The organism is Jiangella anatolica (assembly GCF_003236295.1).
GTDB classification, from domain to species: Bacteria; Actinomycetota; Actinomycetes; order Jiangellales; family Jiangellaceae; genus Jiangella; species Jiangella anatolica.
The window spans coordinates 12,056-29,789 of sequence record NZ_POTW01000089.1 but is presented as its reverse complement, the minus strand read 5'-3'; the positions used below and the strand labels follow the sequence as shown (position 1 = coordinate 29,789).

At 72.3% G+C, this 17,734-nt stretch carries 14 protein-coding genes and 1 pseudogene; 6 read left to right on the top strand and 9 right to left on the bottom strand.

The window, feature by feature from the left end:
• Window positions 1-202, bottom strand: a 202-nt coding sequence (locus C1I92_RS35070) for a hypothetical protein (RefSeq protein WP_233507276.1), incomplete at its 3' end; no start/stop codon positions are given.
• A 117-nt stretch (window positions 203-319) separates the two neighbouring features.
• Between C1I92_RS35070 and C1I92_RS35065 the strand changes: the two are divergent.
• Both C1I92_RS35065 and holA read left to right on the top strand, forming a co-directional pair.
• Window positions 320-2,965: pseudogene (locus C1I92_RS35065) on the top strand (DNA internalization-related competence protein ComEC/Rec2); the annotation flags it as partial.
• Window positions 2,966-3,144: 179 nt separating this feature from the next.
• Window positions 3,145-4,137, top strand: coding sequence for a DNA polymerase III subunit delta (holA, locus tag C1I92_RS26305; RefSeq protein ID WP_438940538.1), 993 nt, complete (start codon window positions 3,145-3,147; stop codon window positions 4,135-4,137).
• Window positions 4,138-4,466: 329 nt separating this feature from the next.
• Here holA and rpsT read toward each other — a convergent pair whose 3' ends face one another.
• Window positions 4,467-4,727 (bottom strand): 30S ribosomal protein S20, encoded by a 261-nt coding sequence (gene rpsT / locus C1I92_RS26300; protein ID WP_111257601.1) that lies wholly within the window; start codon window positions 4,725-4,727, stop codon window positions 4,467-4,469.
• Between the two features lie 402 nt (window positions 4,728-5,129).
• Window positions 5,130-5,648, bottom strand: a complete 519-nt coding sequence (locus C1I92_RS26295) for a type II toxin-antitoxin system PemK/MazF family toxin (protein ID WP_369124134.1) — start codon at window positions 5,646-5,648, stop codon at window positions 5,130-5,132.
• A 310-nt stretch (window positions 5,649-5,958) separates the two neighbouring features.
• Here C1I92_RS26295 and lepA point away from each other — a divergent pair, with 310 nt between their 5' ends.
• A complete protein-coding gene (gene lepA / locus C1I92_RS26290; protein WP_111257599.1) occupies window positions 5,959-7,809 on the top strand; it encodes a translation elongation factor 4 in 1,851 nt (616 codons plus the stop codon).
• On the opposite strand, the gene C1I92_RS26285 is transcribed toward lepA, so the two are convergent.
• The 3 genes from C1I92_RS26285 to C1I92_RS26275 are packed head-to-tail and all read right to left on the bottom strand — an operon-like array spanning window position 7,806 to window position 9,641.
• A complete protein-coding gene (locus tag C1I92_RS26285) occupies window positions 7,806-8,357 on the bottom strand; it encodes an NUDIX hydrolase family protein (RefSeq protein WP_111257598.1) in 552 nt (183 codons plus the stop codon). The genes lepA and C1I92_RS26285 overlap by 4 nt on opposite strands.
• Window positions 8,358-8,380: 23 nt before the next feature.
• Window positions 8,381-9,013 carry a hypothetical protein gene (locus C1I92_RS26280; protein ID WP_146605291.1) on the bottom strand — a complete coding sequence of 211 codons (633 nt, stop codon included), beginning with the start codon at window positions 9,011-9,013 and terminating at the stop codon, window positions 8,381-8,383.
• Window positions 8,973-9,641: a hypothetical protein gene (locus C1I92_RS26275; protein ID WP_111257596.1), complete on the bottom strand. Its 669-nt coding sequence runs from the start codon at window positions 9,639-9,641 to the stop codon at window positions 8,973-8,975. Before C1I92_RS26275 ends, C1I92_RS26280 begins: the two co-directional genes overlap by 41 nt.
• A 376-nt stretch (window positions 9,642-10,017) precedes the next feature.
• On the opposite strand from C1I92_RS26275, the gene C1I92_RS26270 reads away from it, so the two are divergent.
• From C1I92_RS26270 to hemW, 3 genes are read left to right on the top strand one after another with little or no spacing between them, the layout of a single operon-like run.
• On the top strand, window positions 10,018-11,166 hold the full coding sequence (locus tag C1I92_RS26270) for a glycosyltransferase (protein ID WP_111257605.1): 1,149 nt from the start codon (window positions 10,018-10,020) through the stop codon (window positions 11,164-11,166).
• Window positions 11,167-11,226: 60 nt separating this feature from the next.
• Window positions 11,227-13,059: an AMP-dependent synthetase/ligase gene (locus C1I92_RS26265; RefSeq protein WP_111257595.1), complete on the top strand. Its 1,833-nt coding sequence runs from the start codon at window positions 11,227-11,229 to the stop codon at window positions 13,057-13,059.
• Window positions 13,060-13,098: 39 nt separating this feature from the next.
• The gene (gene hemW / locus C1I92_RS26260; RefSeq protein ID WP_111257594.1) at window positions 13,099-14,325 is read left to right on the top strand and encodes a radical SAM family heme chaperone HemW; all 1,227 of its coding nucleotides are present in this window, start codon (window positions 13,099-13,101) and stop codon (window positions 14,323-14,325) included.
• 13 nt (window positions 14,326-14,338) lie between these two features.
• Here hemW and C1I92_RS26255 read toward each other — a convergent pair whose 3' ends face one another.
• The 3 genes from C1I92_RS26255 to C1I92_RS26245 form a co-directional block, all read right to left on the bottom strand.
• Window positions 14,339-15,181 (bottom strand): DUF3097 domain-containing protein, encoded by an 843-nt coding sequence (locus tag C1I92_RS26255; protein WP_111257593.1) that lies wholly within the window; start codon window positions 15,179-15,181, stop codon window positions 14,339-14,341.
• Window positions 15,182-15,299: 118 nt separating this feature from the next.
• Window positions 15,300-16,799: an MFS transporter gene (locus C1I92_RS26250; RefSeq protein WP_111257592.1), complete on the bottom strand. Its 1,500-nt coding sequence runs from the start codon at window positions 16,797-16,799 to the stop codon at window positions 15,300-15,302.
• A 69-nt stretch (window positions 16,800-16,868) separates the two neighbouring features.
• On the bottom strand, window positions 16,869-17,519 hold the full coding sequence (locus tag C1I92_RS26245) for a TetR/AcrR family transcriptional regulator (protein ID WP_111257591.1): 651 nt from the start codon (window positions 17,517-17,519) through the stop codon (window positions 16,869-16,871).
• Window positions 17,520-17,734 lie beyond the last annotated feature (215 nt).

Here is a 17,734-nt window from a genome sequence, read left to right as displayed (position 1 = left end):
ACCCCCAGCCCCGGCCGGCGGTCGCCCCGTCGCTGACGCCCGGCACGCACCCCTCCGTCCGTCGGCGGCCGTGGGTCCGGGCGCCACCGCTCGCGGCGGGGGACCGGCCGGCGATCCACAGGACGGTGGTCCCGATCTCGCTGCTCGCGGGCGCTCTGTCCTCGATGTGTCGGCCACGGGTCGTGCAGACGCCGTCGCTCACGGTCGAGGCCGAGCCGACCTGCCGGCGGCGGGTCGGCCACGCCCATCGCGCTCGTCCGGCGCCGGCCGCCGATGGACCACGGCCTCGGCCCCAGCGGCCGGCGTCCGGCGCATCGCCATGGCTGTTGCCGGTGCGGCCGGAGGCCGAGGTGTGCCCGGCCGTCCGCTCGCCGACGCCGGCACCGTTCAAGGGCAAGCGTCGACGAGCGCGACGGCGACGGTGGCCGCTGACCTCGCCGACCCGGGACCCAAGCCGCTGGATCTACGCCTTGTGCCCGCCGCACTCGGTCTCTGGCTCGGCGCGTTGGCCGGCGTGCTGGCTCATTGGCGAGTCGGCCTCGTGGGCTGCACTGTCGCCGTGATCGTCAGCGCGACGATCCTGATCCGTACTCGGCCCGGGCCCGCGGAACCGGCGCCGGCCGGTCCAAGCGTCCACCAGCGAACCGCGGACACGTCCCCGGCCCACGAGAGCGATCCACCGCCGGCAGACCGGCTTCCAGCAGGAGGGCGCGGTCCGGCGGCGGTCCGGCTTCCGGCTGGTGGGCGCGGAACGGCGGTAGCCCACCATCCCAGCGAAGTCCGTCTGCCAGCAGCCGGTGGTCCCCGATCGGCTGGACGTCTCCCGCTCGACAGCCGGCGCCGGGCACCTGACGAACGGCGACGGAGCGCTCGTCGGGCGCTGACGGCCGCCACGTTGTGCCTGGTCGCCGGGTTCGCCGTCGGTGCGGCGCGAGCCGCGCCGGTGTGGGGCGGCCCGGTCACGGACCTCGCCGCCGCCCGCGCGCACGTTGAGCTCGAAGGCGTCGTCGCCCGCGATCCGGTCCTGCGGCGAAGCGGCCCGGTCGGTGAGGAGGCCGCGGCCTCGGAGTACGTCGTCGGCCGGCTCAGCGTCGACCGGATCACCGGGCGCGGCCACAGCTACGACGTCGCGGTGCCGGTGCTGCTGGTGAGCGGCGACGTCGGCTGGGCGGAGCTGTTGCCGGGGCAGCATGTCCAGGGCGCCGGCCGGCTCGAGCCCACCGACGATCCGCGCGACGACATCGCGGCGGTCTTCCGTCCGTACGCCGGCCCGGACGAGCGGACGACCGGCCCGCCGAGCATAGCCAGCCGCGCTACCGAGCCGTTCCGCGCCGGGCTGCGCGAGGCCGTCTCCGGCGTGCCGCCGGACCCACGCGGTCTCGTGCCCGGCCTGGTCATCGGCGACGAGTCCCTGCTCGCCGACGACCTGCGCGAGGCGATGACGATCGCCGGGTTGACGCACCTGACGGCCGTGTCGGGGACGAACATCGCGGTGATCCTGGTGGCCGCGCTCGGGCTGGCTCGGTGGCTGGGCGTGCGCGGCTACGCGCTGCCGGTGGTCGGCGTGGTGTGCGTCGCCGGGTTCGTGCTGCTGGCGCGTCCGGAACCCAGCGTCCTGCGCGCTGCCGCGATGGGCCTGGTCGCGGTCGCCGGGTTGGCGCTGGCCGGGCGACGGCGCGGGCTGCCGGCGCTGGCGGCGGCGGTGATCGCGCTGGTGCTGATCGACCCGTGGCTGGCACGCAGCGCCGGGTTCGCGCTATCGGTGCTGGCGACGGCCGGGATCCTGCTGCTCGCGCCGGCCTGGGCGCGGTCGATGGAGTGGCTGCCCCGGCCACTGGCGCTCGCGGTCGCCGTCCCGCTCGCCGCGCAGATCGCGTGCACTCCGATCGTGCTCGCGCTGTCCGGGCAGCTCAGCCTGGCCGCGCTTCCGGCCAACCTGCTCGCCGCACCCGCCGTTGCGCCGGCGACGGTCTTCGGCGCGGCCGCGGCAGTGGTGAGCCCGATCCTGCCGCCCGTGGCGACGGGATTCGCCTGGCTGGCTGCGCTCCCGGCCTGGTGGATCGCGGCCGTCGCCAGGTGGTTCGCCGACCAGCCGGGCGCCGTTGTGCCATGGCCGCCGGGAGCCGGAGGCGTGGTGATCTCAGTCGTGCTGGCGGCGATCGGACTGGTGGCGTTGCCGATGCTGCTGCGCCGGCCTCTCATCACCGCCGCGGCCGCGACGGTGCTGGCGATCGGCCTGTTGAAGGCGATCCCGACGCCGGGCTGGCCGCCGCCCGACTGGCTTGTCGTCGCGTGCGACGTGGGCCAGGGCGACGCGCTCGTCCTGCGGGCGGCGGAGGGGTCGGCGGTCGTCGTGGACAGCGGCCCGGAGCCGCGGCTCGTGCGGCGCTGTCTGGACAGCCTCGGGGTGCGGCAGGTGCCGCTGCTGATCCTCACCCACTTCCACGCCGACCACGTGGGCGGGCTGGCCGGCGTGCTGACCGGCCGCGATGTGGGCCGTGTCCTCGTCTCGCCGCTCGACGACCCACCTGAGTCCGCGGATGACGTGCGACGCCGGCTGGCGGCCGCCGGCGTCCCGGTCGCGCTGCCGCGCCCCGGCGACGTGCTCCAGGTGGGGGACCGGCTGAGGTTGGACGTGCTCGCGCCCGGGCGGCTGGTCGAGACGTCGGAGTCCGAGTCGAACAACAGCAGCATCGTCGTCGAGGCCGACGTCGCCGGCGTGAGCGTGCTGCTGACCGGCGACATCGAGCCGTCGGCGCAGCGGTCGCTGCTGCGGTCCGCGCCAGGACTCGACGTCGACGTGCTCAAGGTGGCCCATCACGGTTCGCCGCACCAGGAGGCCGAACTGCTGACCGGCGTCGACGCGCGGCTGGCGCTGATCAGCGTCGGCGAGAACACCTACGGCCACCCGTCGGAGCGGGTGCTGGACGCGCTGCGCGAGAGCGGCGTCCGGGTGTATCGCACCGACGAGCACGGCAGCATCGCCGTCGTACGCACCGGCGGCGGGGACCTCGGCGTCGTGACCGGCGGACCACGCGCCGGACCGGCGCGGCGGCGATCGGTGCGTGGGCGGCGATCGGTCCCGTGGCGATCGGTGCCGTTGCGATCGGTACACGGACGGCGACGTTGTCGGCGGGACGTGTCATGCTGTGGGGCGATATGGCTGCGCTATCGACAGACCCCCTCGTCCCGGTCACGCTCGTCTTCGGACCGGAGACGCTGCTGGCAGAACGCGCCGCGGGCGCCGTCGTCCGGGCAGCGCGGGCCGCCGACCCGGACGCCGACGTGTCGCAGGTGGCCGGTTCCGGGCTGACCGCCGGCTCCCTGGCCGAACACGTCAGCCCCTCGCTGTTCGCCACTCGCCGCGTGCTGCTGGTCAACGACGTCCAGGACGTCGCTGAATCGGTCGGCGACGCGCTGGTGGGTTACGTCACGACGCCCATCGAGGAGATCCACGTGGTGCTGCTGCACCCCGGCGGGATCAAGGGGAAGAAGCTGCTCACGGCGTTGCGCAAGGCCGGCGTCCACGAGGTCCCGGCCGAGCGGCTGACCCGGCCCGACGACCAGGTCTCGTTCGTGCGGGCCGAGGTCCGCCGCAACGGCGGCCGCATCGACGAGGCCGCCGCGCGGCAGTTGGTCGAGTCCGTCGGCGGTGACCTTCGCGGGCTGGCGTCCGCTGCCGGTCAGCTGGCGGTCGACGCGCCTGACGGTCAGGTGACCGGTCAGGTGGTCGCCATGTACTTCGAGGGCCGCGCCGAGGTGAAGGGCTGGGTCGTAGCCGACCGAGCCGTCGAGGGCAGGACCGGCGAGGCGGTCGAACAACTGCGGTGGGCGATCGAGACCGGTACCGACCCGGTGCTGGTCACCGGCGCGCTGGCGACCTCGCTCCGGTCGCTGGCCCGGCTGGCCGGTGCACCCCGGGGCATGCGCGACGCCGACGTCGCTCGCGATCTGGGCATTCCGCCGTGGAAGGTGCGGGTGCTGCGGGGTCAGCTGCGCGGATGGTCGCCGGCGGGTCTCGCGCGGGCCATCCGCGCCGTGGCCGACGCCGACCTCGCGGTCAAGGGTGGCGGCAACGACTCGGCTCTTGCGCTGACGACGGCGCTGGTCGCGATCGGCACCGCCCGCACCATCTGACCGCCGTCACGCGGCCTGGTCGAGCGGTGACTCGGTGCGGCGCGTGCGAGCTGACTGTCGGCACGCGGCGTGGTCGGGTGGCGTTCGGTGCGGCGTGTGCGGTCTGACTGTCGGCACGCGGCCTGGTCAGCGTGGTCGAGCGGCGTCAGGCTGCCGAGTGCGGCGACGGGCGTCGGCGCATGACGACGGCGTCGTTCTCCGGCTAGTGGAGAACGACGCCGTCGAGGAGCTGTGCCGGCGACTGACCCGCTGGCGGCCGGCCTGTTGGCTTGGCCGGGTCCGCGGATGGGGTCAGCTCGCCCCGGAGCCGAGTCGAGGTGCGGCGCGCCTCAGAGCGAGGCGGCGCGCTTCGAGATCGACGACTTCCGGTTGGCCGCCTGGTTCTTGTGGATGACGCCCTTGGAGGCGGCCTTGTCGAGCTGCTGGTTGGCGACGCGCGCCAACTCGGTGGCCTTCTCGGCCTCGCCGGCGTCCGCGGCGTCGTTGAACTTGCGGACGGCCGTCTTCAGCGACGACTTCACGGCCTTGTTGCGCAGCCGAGCCTTCTCGTTGGTGAGAATGCGCTTCTTCTGGGACTTGATGTTCGCCACGAACTGATGCCTTTGGTCGGTTCGGATAGGTCGTGAGGGCGTCGGCCTCATCCGGGACCCGCGTCGGTGGGGAAACCGTCGCGGCGGCAAGGAATCGGCCGGGCGCGTCCGCGACCTGGGCCGACGCGCAGCCGCCAACAATACCAGCGGCGGGCCTCACCAGCCAATTCGGCGCCGGTCCGGCGCCCGGGACACAGACCGGCGCCGTGGGCGGGCGCTCGGTGCCAGCCGTAGCGGTCGCTCCGCACCAGCCGCAGCCACTCGAACAGGGCCGGCCGGAGCGGCCGAACAGGGCCGGCCGGAGCGGCCGAACAGGGCCGGCCGGAGCGGCCGAACAGGGCCAGCCGGAGCGGCCGCTCCGCGTCGGCCGGAGCGCCCATCAGCGCCGGCCGTAGTGCTCGTTCAGCGCCATCCGTAGCGGTCGCTCAGCGCGTCGATGACCGCGTCGAACTGGCCGCGGCCGAGGGCGGACGCCTCGCGGCGCATGCCGTCGGGGTGGACGCGGAGGACCCGGCTGATGTCGACCCAGGAGGGACGGTGCTCGCCGTCCCACCGGCCGGTGCCGACGCCGACCCAGTCGCGCTCGCCGTCGTGGTCCTTGCTGGTCAACTGGACGGCCAGCAGCGTGCCCCCGGGCTCGCGCGCGACGATGAGCACGGGCCGGTCCTTGCCGCGGCCGTCGTTCTCCTCGTACGGCACCCAGGTCCACACGATCTCGCCCGGGTCGGGGTCGCCGTCGGTGTCTGGGTTGTAGGACGTGTGGATGGCGCCGACGGAGTGCGCCTCGGTGGTGGCGGTGGCGCCGAACCGGCCGGGCGACTCCTCATCGTCGGCGCCGCGCGGGTCGGCCGGGCGCGAAGGGCGTGAGGACGAGGCCGGCCGGCCGGAGCCGTCGTCGCGGCGGCGCTTCGACGGGGTCAGGAGCGTCCGGACGAGGTCGCGGAGAAGGCTGGCCACGCCCGGCACCCTACCGCCCGCCACCGCGGCCGTCGCGCCGATTCGACCGGCCGAGGCCCTGCGCCGGGTCGCGGGGGAGGGCGGCAGCAGGTTCGGCCCAGACCGCTGGCATCCCCGCGGCCCCCAGACCGCCAGCATCCCGGCGGCCCCTGGCCGCCCGGCATCCCGGCGTTCGTGCGTCACCACCCCGGCATGGGATGATGGACGGCACAGGTCCGGCGCGGGAATCGCCGCCGAGACACCCCACAGCGCCCTGGAAGTACGAGGAGTCTGCGTGCCGCTCGCCGCGAACCCGCCCGTTCCGTCGGCGACCCCGCCGGAGCTGATCCGGAACTTCTGCATCATCGCCCACATCGACCACGGCAAGTCGACGCTGGCGGACCGGATGCTGCAGCTCACGGGCGTCGTCGACGAGCGGTCGATGCGCGCGCAGTACCTCGACCGCATGGACATCGAGCGCGAGCGCGGCATCACCATCAAGAGCCAGGCGGTCCGGCTCCCGTTCACGTCCCAGAGCGACGGCACGACGTATGCGCTCAACCTCATCGACACCCCCGGGCACGTCGACTTCTCCTACGAGGTCAGCCGCAGCCTGGCCGCCTGCGAGGGCGCGATCCTACTGGTCGACGCCGCGCAGGGGATCGAGGCGCAGACGCTCGCCAACCTGTACATGGCCCTGGAGAACGACCTCACCATCATCCCGGTGCTGAACAAGATCGACCTGCCGGCGGCGCAGCCGGAGAAGTACGCCGCGGAGCTGGCCCACCTCATCGGCGGCGACCCCGACGACGTGCTGCGGGTGAGCGGCAAGACCGGCGAGGGCGTGCTCGAGTTGCTCGAACGCGTCGTCGCCGAGGTCCCGGCACCGGTCGGCGACCCGGACGCGCCGGCCCGGGCGATGATCTTCGACAGCGTCTACGACTCCTACCGCGGCGTCGTCACCTACGTCCGCGTCATCGACGGCAAGCTGACGCCGCGCGAGCGCATCCTCATGCTGTCGACCAAGGCCACGCACGAGCTGCTGGAGATCGGCGTCATCTCGCCGGAGATGACGCCCGGCGGCGGTCTCGGCGTCGGCGAGGTCGGCTACCTGATCACCGGCGTGAAGGACGTCCGCCAGTCCAAGGTCGGCGACACCGTCACCGACGCCGCCAAGCCCACGACCACGGCGCTGTCCGGCTACCGCGACCCCAAGCCGATGGTGTTCTCCGGGCTCTACCCGGTCGACGGCTCCGACTATCCGGACCTGCGCGAGGCGCTCGACAAGCTCAAGCTCAACGACGCCGCCCTGGTGTATGAGCCGGAGACGTCGGTGGCGCTGGGCTTCGGTTTCCGCTGCGGCTTCCTCGGCCTGCTGCACCTCGAGATCGTCCGCGAGCGGCTGGAGCGCGAGTCGGGCCTCGACCTCATCTCGACGGCGCCGAACGTCGTCTACCAGGTCACGATGGAAGACGGCACCGAGCACATCGTGACCAACCCCAGCGAGTTCCCGTCCGGCAAGATCGCGTCGGTGCGCGAGCCGGTGGTCCGCGCCACGCTGCTGGCTCCCAGCGAGTTCGTCGGCACGATCATGGAGCTGTGCCAGGCCCGCCGCGGCACGCTGCTGGGCATGGACTACCTGTCCGAGGACCGCGTCGAGCTGCGCTACACCATGCCGCTGGCCGAGATCGTGTTCGACTTCTTCGACGCGCTCAAGTCGCGCACCCGCGGCTACGCCAGCCTCGACTACGAGCCCACCGGCGACCAGGAGGCCGACCTCGTCAAGGTCGACATCCTGCTGCACGGCGACCCGGTCGACGCGTTCAGCGCCATCGTCCACAAGGACAAGGCGTACGCGTACGGCGTCGCGATGGCGGGCAAGCTCAAGGAGCTGATCCCGCGGCAGCAGTTCGAGGTGCCGATCCAGGCCGCCATCGGCGCCCGCGTCATCGCCCGCGAGAACATCCGCGCCATCCGCAAGGACGTCCTGGCCAAGTGCTACGGCGGCGACATCACGCGGAAGCGGAAGCTGCTGGAGAAGCAGAAGGAGGGCAAGAAGCGGATGAAGATGGTCGGCCGGGTCGAGGTGCCGCAGGAGGCCTTCATCGCCGCCCTCTCCTCCGACGGCGGCGGCTCCTCGAGCTAGCCGACCGGCGGCCCGGGCGGGAAGCCCAGGTGTGCCAGCGCCTGCCGCAGCACGACGCCGTGCCCGCCGAGCATCTCCTTCTGCAGGCCGTCGTCGGCGGCCTCGGCGGGCGACAGCCAGATCAGGTCCAGCGCGTCCTGACGGGGCGCGCAGTCGCCGCTCACGGGGATGACGAACGCCAGCGCGACAGCGTGCTGGCGCGGGTCGTGGTACGGCGTGACGCCGGGCGTGGGCAGGTACTCGGCGACAGTGAACGGTGACGGCGACACCGGGATGCGCGGCAGCGCCAGCGGGCCGAGGTCCTTCTCGATGTGCCGGAGCAGCGCGTCGCGGATGCGCTCGTGGAACAGCACCCGGCCGGCCACCAGCTCGCGCCGGATCTGGCCCTCCGGGGTGGACCGCAGCAGCAGCCCGACCGACGTCGCGACGCCGGTGTCGTCGACCCGTACGGGAACCGCGTTGACGTAGAGGATCGGGAGCCGACGACGCGCGATGGCCAGATCGTCGGGGGTGAGCCAGTTCTCGTGGGAGTCGACGGCGGTGTTCATGGGACTGTTCTACACAGTGCCGGTCACGTCCGGTTGAGGAACCCGATCACCGTCGCCGTCCACCAGGCGAGTTGTGACGTCGACGCCATGAGCAACCCGGCCCGCAGCAGCCGCCGCGACGGCGCCGTCCGGGCCGCCAGGCGCCGGCTCACGGCCAGCGCCAGCACGCCGACGACACCGGCGACGCCGACCGCGCCGAGCTTCACCAGCGTGAGCACCGACCCGAAGTCCGGCGACAGCAGCATCCCGGACAACATGAGCCCGCTCATCCCCAGCCAGATCGGCACGCCCAGCGCGCCCGCCGTCGTCACGACGTCGCGCAGCGTTGCCTTGCCCGTCTGCCAGCGCAGCCCGAACCAGTCCACCGCGAGCACGCTGCCCAGCCCGAGCACCACGCAGGCCAGGTGCATGAACTGCGCGACCCGGTGCACGGCCGGCGCCGGCTCGACCAGCAGGCTGCCGAGCACGACGGCGGCCAGCACGAACAGCGTCGAGAACGCCAGCGCGACCTCGGCCTTGGTGACGATCGGCTCGCGCTCCGGCTTGGCCACCACCGCCGGCAACGGCCCCTTGGGACCGGCGCCGGCGGTGGCGGGCAGCGTCAGCGCGACGCCGTCACTCGCAGGCCGGCGCCGCAGCAAGGAGATCGCGCGCATCGTTGAAGACGCCGATGTATCCCGGCGCCGCCTCCCAGGCGGCCACCCAGAGGTCCTGGGCCGCCTGCGCGGTCATCTCGCCGTCGGCATGGGCGGCCATCGCGTTGAGGTGCCCGGACCAGCCCTGCATGCCGGTCGTCGCCGCGGCGACGGCGGCCGTCGTCGCGGTCTCGCGCTCCTGGCAGGCCGTGATCTGAGCGACGACGGTCTCCGGCGGGTCCTCGATCGTGGCGAGGCCGTCGCAGGCGGGCAGCGCCTCGTACGCCTCCAGGGCGGCGTTGGCCTGGTTGACGTCCTCGGGACCCGCGAGACGGGTCCGCTTCCAGATGGCCTTCATGTCCTCCTGTGCGATCACGCCGTTGAGCATGTCGGTGCGGGCCTGGACGTGCTCGTTCCAGTGACCGATGCCGACCCCCGCGCTCTGAACGTACGCGTCACCGGCCGCCAGCCTCGTCGCGCAGGCGTGTACGGCGTCACGTGCGGCCTGGGCCAGCTCGAACGACCCGGTCGTCGTGTCGCCGCGAGCCACCTCGCCGGCGCTCTCCGCACGTGTGTCCGCGGTCGCGGCGGAACCGGCCGGCTCGTCGCGGGTCAGCGCGTTGTAGCCGGCCCACCCGATCAGTGGCACACCGAGTAGGACTGCGGCGATGACGAAGGGACCCGCGGCGCGTCTCCCCCGTTTACGTTGCCTGGGCACATTCACTCCCTCCCAATCCGGAGGCATTTTTCCATATAACCGTGATCAAATACATAGTCAGTCTTATTGACGGAGAATACGGACATATCGATCTTGTGAACTGGGGATTCTCACGTCCAGCCGGGCCCTGGCCCGAGGATTTCCGGAGCGACGCCGCGCGCCCTTCCGGCCCGGCTCGCCCATTGCGGCAATCCGTGAATGCGGATGTGACGAATCGTGAAGACGGGTGGAAAGCGGACGCTGGAATTCACCGTCCGGACACGTCGGCGTTGCCTCGGCGCTCATCCGGGCCGCCAGAGTGACGGCCGTGCGCATCCTTCAGGCTGCCAACTTCGTCGCGCCGCACTCCGGCGGGATCCGCACGATGATGCGGCACCTCGCCGACGGATACGCCGCCGCCGGGCACGAGGTGGTGGCTGTCGTGCCGGGGGAGCGCAACGCGACCCGGGCCACGGAGTACGGCCGGATCATCGAGATCGCGGCGCCGCTGATCCCGTCCACCGGCGGTTACCGGATGATCACCAAGTGGCGCATCGTCGAGGACCTGCTCGCGGTCGTCGCGCCGGACCGGGTCGAGGTCTCCGACCGGATGACGCTGGCCCGGATCGGGCAGTGGGCCGCCCGCCGCAAGGTCCCGTCCGTCGTCTTCTCCCACGAGCGCCTCGACGCGCTGCTGCAGTTCCACCTCGGCCGCGCGCTGCCCACCCGGCAGCTGGCCGACCGCTGGAACCGCAAGCTGGCCACGTCGTTCGGCACCGTCGTCTGCACGACGCAGTGGGCCGCCGAGGAGTTCGTCCGGCTGGGCGTGGACAACCTCGCGCACGTGCCGCTCGGCATCGACCTCGAGACGTTCCACCCGCGACGGCGGGACCTGCGGCTGCGCGCGGAGCTGGCCCGCGGCGCCGACGTGCTGATCGTCACCGCCGTGCGGCTGTCGCCGGAGAAGCGGCCGGACCTACTGGTCCCCATGGTCGACGAGCTGGTGCGACGGGGCGCGAGCGTGCGGATGGTGGTCTGCGGCGACGGGTCGGTCCGCGACATGGTCGCCGAGCAGGCCGAGGGCAAGCCCGTCACGATGGCCGGCTTCGTCACCGACCGCTCGCACCTGGCCGCCGTGCTGGCCAGCGCGGACGTCGTCGTGGCGCCGGGGCCGTACGAGACGTTCGGGCTGGCCGCGCTGGAGGCGATGGCCAGTGGCACCCCGGTCGTCGCCAGCGACCGCGGCGCGCTGCCGGAGCTGGTGGTCGGCGGCTCCGGGCGGACCGCTGCGCCGGACCCCGCGGCGATGGCCGAGGCCGTGCTGGAGGTGGTGGCGGACGGGCCGGCGGCGAGGCGGGCGGCGCGCCGCCGGGCCCAGGATTTCTCCTGGTCGGATACGGTTGAGGGGATGCTTGCGGTGCACGGTTTGGAAAGCCGGGCGCCGCGGAGACTGTCGCTGGAAGCTACCAGGTCGTAACCTTCCTCCACCTGGTCGTTTCCGGCCGGTCCCGTCAAGGGCGATTGGGAGGAACCACGCATGAGCCTCGGCACCACTGACCAGGCGGATCTCGTCGCGGTGCGGCCGGCGTCGGTCGGCAGGATGTTCCTGGATCGGGTCGAGGCCACGCCCAGCCGCGAGGCCTACCGCTACCCGAGCGGATCCGGCTGGTCGTCGCTGACCTGGGACGAGACGAAGGACCGCGTGTGGGTGTTCGCCGCGGGCCTGCTCGACCTCGGCATCGAGCACGAGCAGCGGGTCGCCATCGCGTCGTCCACCCGCATCGAGTGGATCCTCGCCGACCTCGCCATCAACGTCATCGGCGCGGCCACCACCACCGTCTACCCGACGACCACGCCCGAGGACGTCGCCTACATCCTCAGCGACTCCGACACCCGCGTCGTGTTCGCCGAGAACGCCGAGCAGGTCGCCAAGGTGCTCGACCACCGGGCGGAGCTGCCGTCGCTCACGCGCATCGTCGTGTTCGACGATGCGGGCGTCGACCGCAACGACGGGTTCGTGGTGAGCCTCGCCGAACTGGACGAGCGCGGCCGCGCGCTGCTGGCCGAACGGCCCGGCGCCGTCGACGACGCGCTCGCCGGCGTCGGCCCCGAGACGCTGGCCACGCTCATCTACACCTCCGGCACCACCGGGCGGCCCAAGGGCGTCCGGCTGGTCAACGACAACTGGGTCTACGAGGGCGTCGCGATCGACGTGTTCAAGATCCTCTCCGTCGACGACGTCCAGTACCTGTGGCTGCCGCTGTCGCACTCGTTCGGCAAGGCGCTCGAGGCCATCCAGCTGCGCATCGGCTTCACGACCGCCGTCGACGGCAACCTCGACAACATCGTCGAGGGCCTGGGCGCGGTGAAGCCGACGTTCATGGCCGGCGCGCCGCGCATCTTCGAGAAGGTCCGCGCCCGCGTCATCACCGGCGTCGACAACGAGGGCGGCCCGAAGGCGAAGATCTTCGCCTGGGCGTTCGGGGTCGGCGCGAAGGTGTCCGAGCTGCGCCAGGCCGGCAAGGAGCCGACCGGGCTGCTGAAGTTCCAGTACGGTCTCGCCGACCGGCTGGTGTTCAGCAAGATCAAGGCCCGGCTGGGCGGCAACATCCGGTTCTTCGTCAGCGGCGCGGCGGCGCTGTCCCGCGACGTCGCCGAGTGGTTCCACGCGGCCGGCATGCTCATCCTCGAGGGCTACGGCCTCACCGAGACCAGCGCCGCCACGTTCGTCAACATGCCGTACGACTGCCGCTTCGGCACCGTCGGCCCGCCGGCGCCCGGCACCGAGGTCAAGATCGCCGCCGACGGCGAGATCCTGCTCAAGGGCCCGGGCATCATGCGCGGCTATCACAAGCTGCCCGACGTCACCGCCGAGGTGCTCGACGCCGACGGCTGGTTCGCCACCGGCGACATCGGCGAGGTCGCCGACGGCTACCTGCGCGTCACCGACCGCAAGAAGGACCTCATCAAGACCTCCGGCGGCAAGTACGTCGCGCCGCAGGAGATCGAGATCATCTTCAAGGCGGTCAGCCCGCACGCGAGCCAGATCGTCGTGCACGGCGACGGCCGCAACTACTGCGTCGCGCTCATCACGCTCGACCCCGAGGCGATCGCCGACTGGGCCGAGCACCACGAGCTCGGCGGCCGCTCCTACGAGGAGCTCACCCGGGCGCCGGAGGTGCGTGCGCTGGTCCAGAGCCAGGTCGACCAGCTCAACGCCCGGCTGGAGCGGTGGGAGACGATCAAGAAGTTCGAGATCCTGCCGGCCGACATGAGCGTCGAGGGCGGCGACATCACGCCCAGCCTCAAGGTGAAGCGCAAGGCGGTCGAGAAGAAGTACATGGACGTCCTCGACAGCATGTACGACTGACGGTTCGTCTTTCCGGCCGCCGGGCGGGGACAATGGGACGTGCCCTCCACCCTGCCCGACGGCTCGCCCGCGCCCGCTGACGGCTCGCTGCCGGCGGCCGCGCTCGACGGCGTCGGCGCCCGGCCGTTCGGCGTGTACCTGCACGTGCCGTTCTGCACCACCCGGTGCGGATACTGCGACTTCAACACCTACACCGCCGACGAGCTCGGCGCCGCGCCCGGCGCGTCGCGCTCGTCCTGGGCCGACGGCGCGATCGCGGAGCTGCGGCTGGCCCGGCGGGTCCTCGGCTCGGCCGACGTCGCGGTGTCGACGGTGTTCGTGGGCGGCGGGACGCCGACGCTGCTGCCGCCGGCCGACCTCGCCCGGGTGCTGCGGTTCATCGGCGACGAGTTCGGCCTGGTCCCCAGCGCGGAGGTGACAACGGAGGCCAACCCGGAGTCCGTCGACGCGCGATCGCTGGCGCAGCTGCGGGCGGCCGGCTTCACCCGGGTGTCCGTCGGCATGCAGAGCGCCCGGCCGCACGTGCTCGCCGTCCTCGACCGCGTGCACACGCCGGGACGCCCGGCGCAGGTCGTCGCCGAGGCGAAGGCGGCCGGGTTCGAGCACGTCAGCGTCGACCTCATCTACGGCACGCCGGGGGAGTCCGTCGACGACTGGCGGGCCAGCGTCGCGGCCGCGATCGAGGCCGGGCCGGACCACGTCAGCGCCTACGCGCTGATCGTCGAGCCGGGGACCCGGCTGGCCGCGCGGATGAGCCGTGGCGAGCTGCCGCTGCCCGATGACGACGACCAGGCCGACAAGTACCTCGTCGCCGATTCGCTGCTGTCCGACGCCGGGTTCTCCTGGTACGAACTGTCCAACTGGGCCCTGACGCCGAGTGGGCGGTGCGCCCACAACGAGCTGTACTGGACCGGCGCGGACTGGTGGGGCGCCGGCCCGGGCGCGCACAGCCACGTCGGCGGGACCCGCTGGTGGAACGTCAAGCATCCGGCCGTGTGGGCGGCGCGGCTGGCGGCCGGCGAGAGCCCGGCGCACGCCCGCGAGGTGCTCGACGCCGAGACGCGGCGGGTGGAGCGGGTGCTGCTGGAGGTCCGGCTGGCCGCCGGCCTCGACCTCTCCGTCCTCGACGAGTCGGGTCGCAAGGCGGCGGTGGGCGCGGTCGCGGACGGGCTCGCCTCGGCGACGGCCTTCGACGCGGGCCGCCTGGTGCTCACCCGCCGCGGCCGCCTCCTCGCCGACGCCGTCGTCCGGGACCTGCTGCCCTAGAAGTGGGTGGCGCTCAGGTCGTGCCGGGGTCGGTGACGAAGTCGATGAGCTCCTCGACGCGGCCGAGGAAGGCGGGCTCGAGGTCGGTGTAGGTGGTGACCTTGCCGAGGATGTGCTGCCACGCCTCCCACGTCTCGCCGCGCCAGCCGAGGCGGGCCAGGACGCCCTCCTTCCAGGGCTCGCCCTTGGGGACGTCGGGCCAGGCCTTCAGCCCGAGCACCGTAGGACGGACCGCCTGCCAGACGTCGATGTAGGGGTGGCCGACGATCAGGACGTGGGCGGCGTGCGGGCCGCCGCGGACGGCGTCGGCGAGGCGGGTCTCCTTGCTGCCCGCGACGAGGTGGTCGAGCATGACGCCCAGCCGCCGGCCGGTGTCCGGCGCGAAGTCGGCGACGACGGCGGCGAGGTCGTCGGCGCCGCCGAGCTCCTCGACGACGACGCCCTCGACCCGCAGGTCGTGGCCCCACACCTTCTCGACCAGCTCGGCGTCGTGCTTGCCCTCGACGTAGATGCGGCTCTCGCGCGCCGTGCGGGCCTTGTGGTCCAGCACGGCGACCGAGCCGGACGCGGACACCATGCGGCCCGGCGCCGCGGCCGGCGCCGTCGGCCGCACCAGCTCGACCGGCTTGCCGTCGATCCAGAACCCGGGGCCGAGCGGGAACGCGCGCCGCTTGCCGTGCCGGTCCTCCAGGATCACGCCGTGCTTGTCGACCTCGACGACGGCGCCGACGAACCCCGTCTGCACGTCCTCGACGACGAGCCCCGGCTCGGCCGCCTCCTTGGTGCTGACCGGGCGCTTCGGGTGCGGCGAGTTCGTGAGGACGTCGCGGCCGTAACGGTCGTTGAAGGGGCTCACGTCCGGTGACGCTAGCCGCTCGCCAGCCGCTCGGGCGGTAACGACACGTACCGGACATGGCAGGGGCCCCGCCGGTTCCGGCGGGGCCCCAGTCTTGTGCTCGGCGTGGACGCTACGGTCAGTGGATCATGACCGGCGCGGCCTCGCCCTCGCCGTCGAGCTCGTCGAACGCCGCCTCCTCGGTGTCCGGCGTCGCGTTCACGAGAGCGAACGCGATGGCCGCGGCCGCGACCAGGATGCCCACGGCCCACCAGATGGCCGTGGTGTAGCCGTCGACCATGCCCTGAAGCTGCACGACCTCGGGCGGCGTGGAGCCGCCGATGTGTGCGGTGATGTAGGCGGTGGTGGCGCTGGCCGCGATGGTGTTCAGCAACGCCGTGCCGATGGCGCCGCCGACCTGCTGCGACGTGTTGATCATCGCCGACGCGATGCCCGCGTCACGCGGCTCGACGCCATACGTCGACAGGCTCATCGCCGGCATGAACGTGGTGCCGAGGCCGATGCCCAGCAGGATCTGGGCCGGCAACAGCAGCGCGACGTACGAGCTGTCGACCTCCATCTGGGTCAGCATCAGCATGCCGACCGCGGCGAGCAGCAGACCGGGCGTCATGAGGTAGCGCGCCGGGACGCGCGTCATCAGCCGGGTACCGATCTGGGTGGAGCCGATGATCATGCCGGCGACCATCGGCAGGAACGCGACGCCGCTGCGGATCGGGCTGTATCCCTTGACGGCCTGCATGTAGAACGTCAGGAACAGGAACAGGCCGAACATCGCGATGATCGCCAGGCCGAGGGAGAGGTAGACGCCACCGCGGTTGCGCTCGAGGACGACCCGCAGCGGCAGCAGCGGCGCCTTGACCTTCCGCTCCACCAGGACGAAGGCGACCAGCAGGACGCCCGTGAGGACGAACATCGAGACGGTGCCAGCCTCGCTCCAGCCCTCGGACTCGGCGCGGGTGAAGCCGTAGACCAGCGCGACCAGTCCGAACGTGCCCAGCAGCGTGCCCGGGATGTCGAGCGGCGAACGGTTGCGGGTGCCTTCGGGCTCGCGCACCTGGGCGAGAGTGCCGATGTAGGCGACCGCCGCGATGGGGAGGTTGACGAAGAACACCCAGCGCCAGTCGAGGTACTCGGTGAGCGCGCCGCCGAGGATGAGGCCGAGGGCCGCACCGCCACCGGCGATGGCGCCGAAGATGCCGAATGCCTTGGCGCGCTCCTTGCCGTCGGTGAACATGACGGCCAGCAGCGAGAGCGCCGCTGGCGCCATCAACGCTCCGAAGGCGCCCTGCAGGGCGCGCGACGCGTACAGCATGAGCTCGTTCACCGCGGCGCCACCGATCGCCGAGGCGCCGGCGAAGCCGACCAGGCCGACCAGGAACGTGTTCTTGCGCCCCCACATGTCGGCGATGCGGCCGCCCAGCAGCAGCAGTCCGCCGAACGCCAGGGCGTAGGCGGTGATGGCCCACTGCCGGTTGGCGTCGGAGATGTCGAGGTCGGTCTGGATCGACGGGAGCGCGATGTTCACGATCGTGCCGTCGACGACGATCATGAGTTGCGCTATGGAGATGAAGGCGAGTGCCTTCCACCGCCTGGGATCAGGCAGATGCGTTTCAGGCATGACGGAGTCCAATCAATGTCGAGCAGTCATAGTCAGGACGAGCGGACCGGTGGTTCTGTGACGCGGCGATCAGATCCGGTCGGGCTCGAAGTCTTCGAAGGTCACGGCCGTCCCGCTCAGCTCCGAGCGGGCAGGGGCGCGCAGGCCGTCGAGGAAGAGCTGGAGGTGCCGGTGCATGTAGCGCTCGACGTGCGCACAGGCGGTGCCGGCGAGCGGACGGGTCAGCTGGGTGATCGCGACCATGAGATCACCGATGCCGACGTCGGGACGGAGCTGGCCGGACTCGCGCGCGTTGTCCATCAGCCGGGTGACGGCCGCCTCCAGCCGGACCCGGGCGTCGACCACGTTCGCGTCGTTCTTGTCGAAGCCGTCGTACAGCAATGAGCACAGTGCGCCGACCCGCTCGTCAGCGGCCCGGTGCACGAACCGTCGCAGCGCCTCGAACGCGTCGGGCTCCTCGGCGAGTGCCGAGTCGGCCTGCTCGGTGATCCGGGCCAGCGAGTACGACGCGACGACGTGGACGAGTTCGTTCCGGTCGGCGAAGTGCCGGTAGAGCGTGGCGTTGCCCACGCCCGCGCGGTGCGCGATGGCGTCGAGTGGCACGGACGGGCCGTGCTCGACGAACGCCTCGCGGGCCGCGGCGATGATCCGCTCACGGTTGCGGGTGGCGTCGACGCGTGCCGGCTGTGCCTTGCGCTCGGCTGTCGCCATGCCGCCCATGATCCCCCCTTCGGGTCGTCGGTGAAACGGAGATCTTTTCCCCGTTTCCCGAACCGGGGACTGGCTCCCCGGTTCAGTGTGACGTGAGCTAAACGGGGATCGCATCCCCGGATATTTCCCGTCTCGGATGTGACCTGTGTCACACGGCCGATGTCCGGACTCCCGGCCCACTCAGCAACCTACGCGCCGGCACTGACAAGGTCGGCAATCCGGCC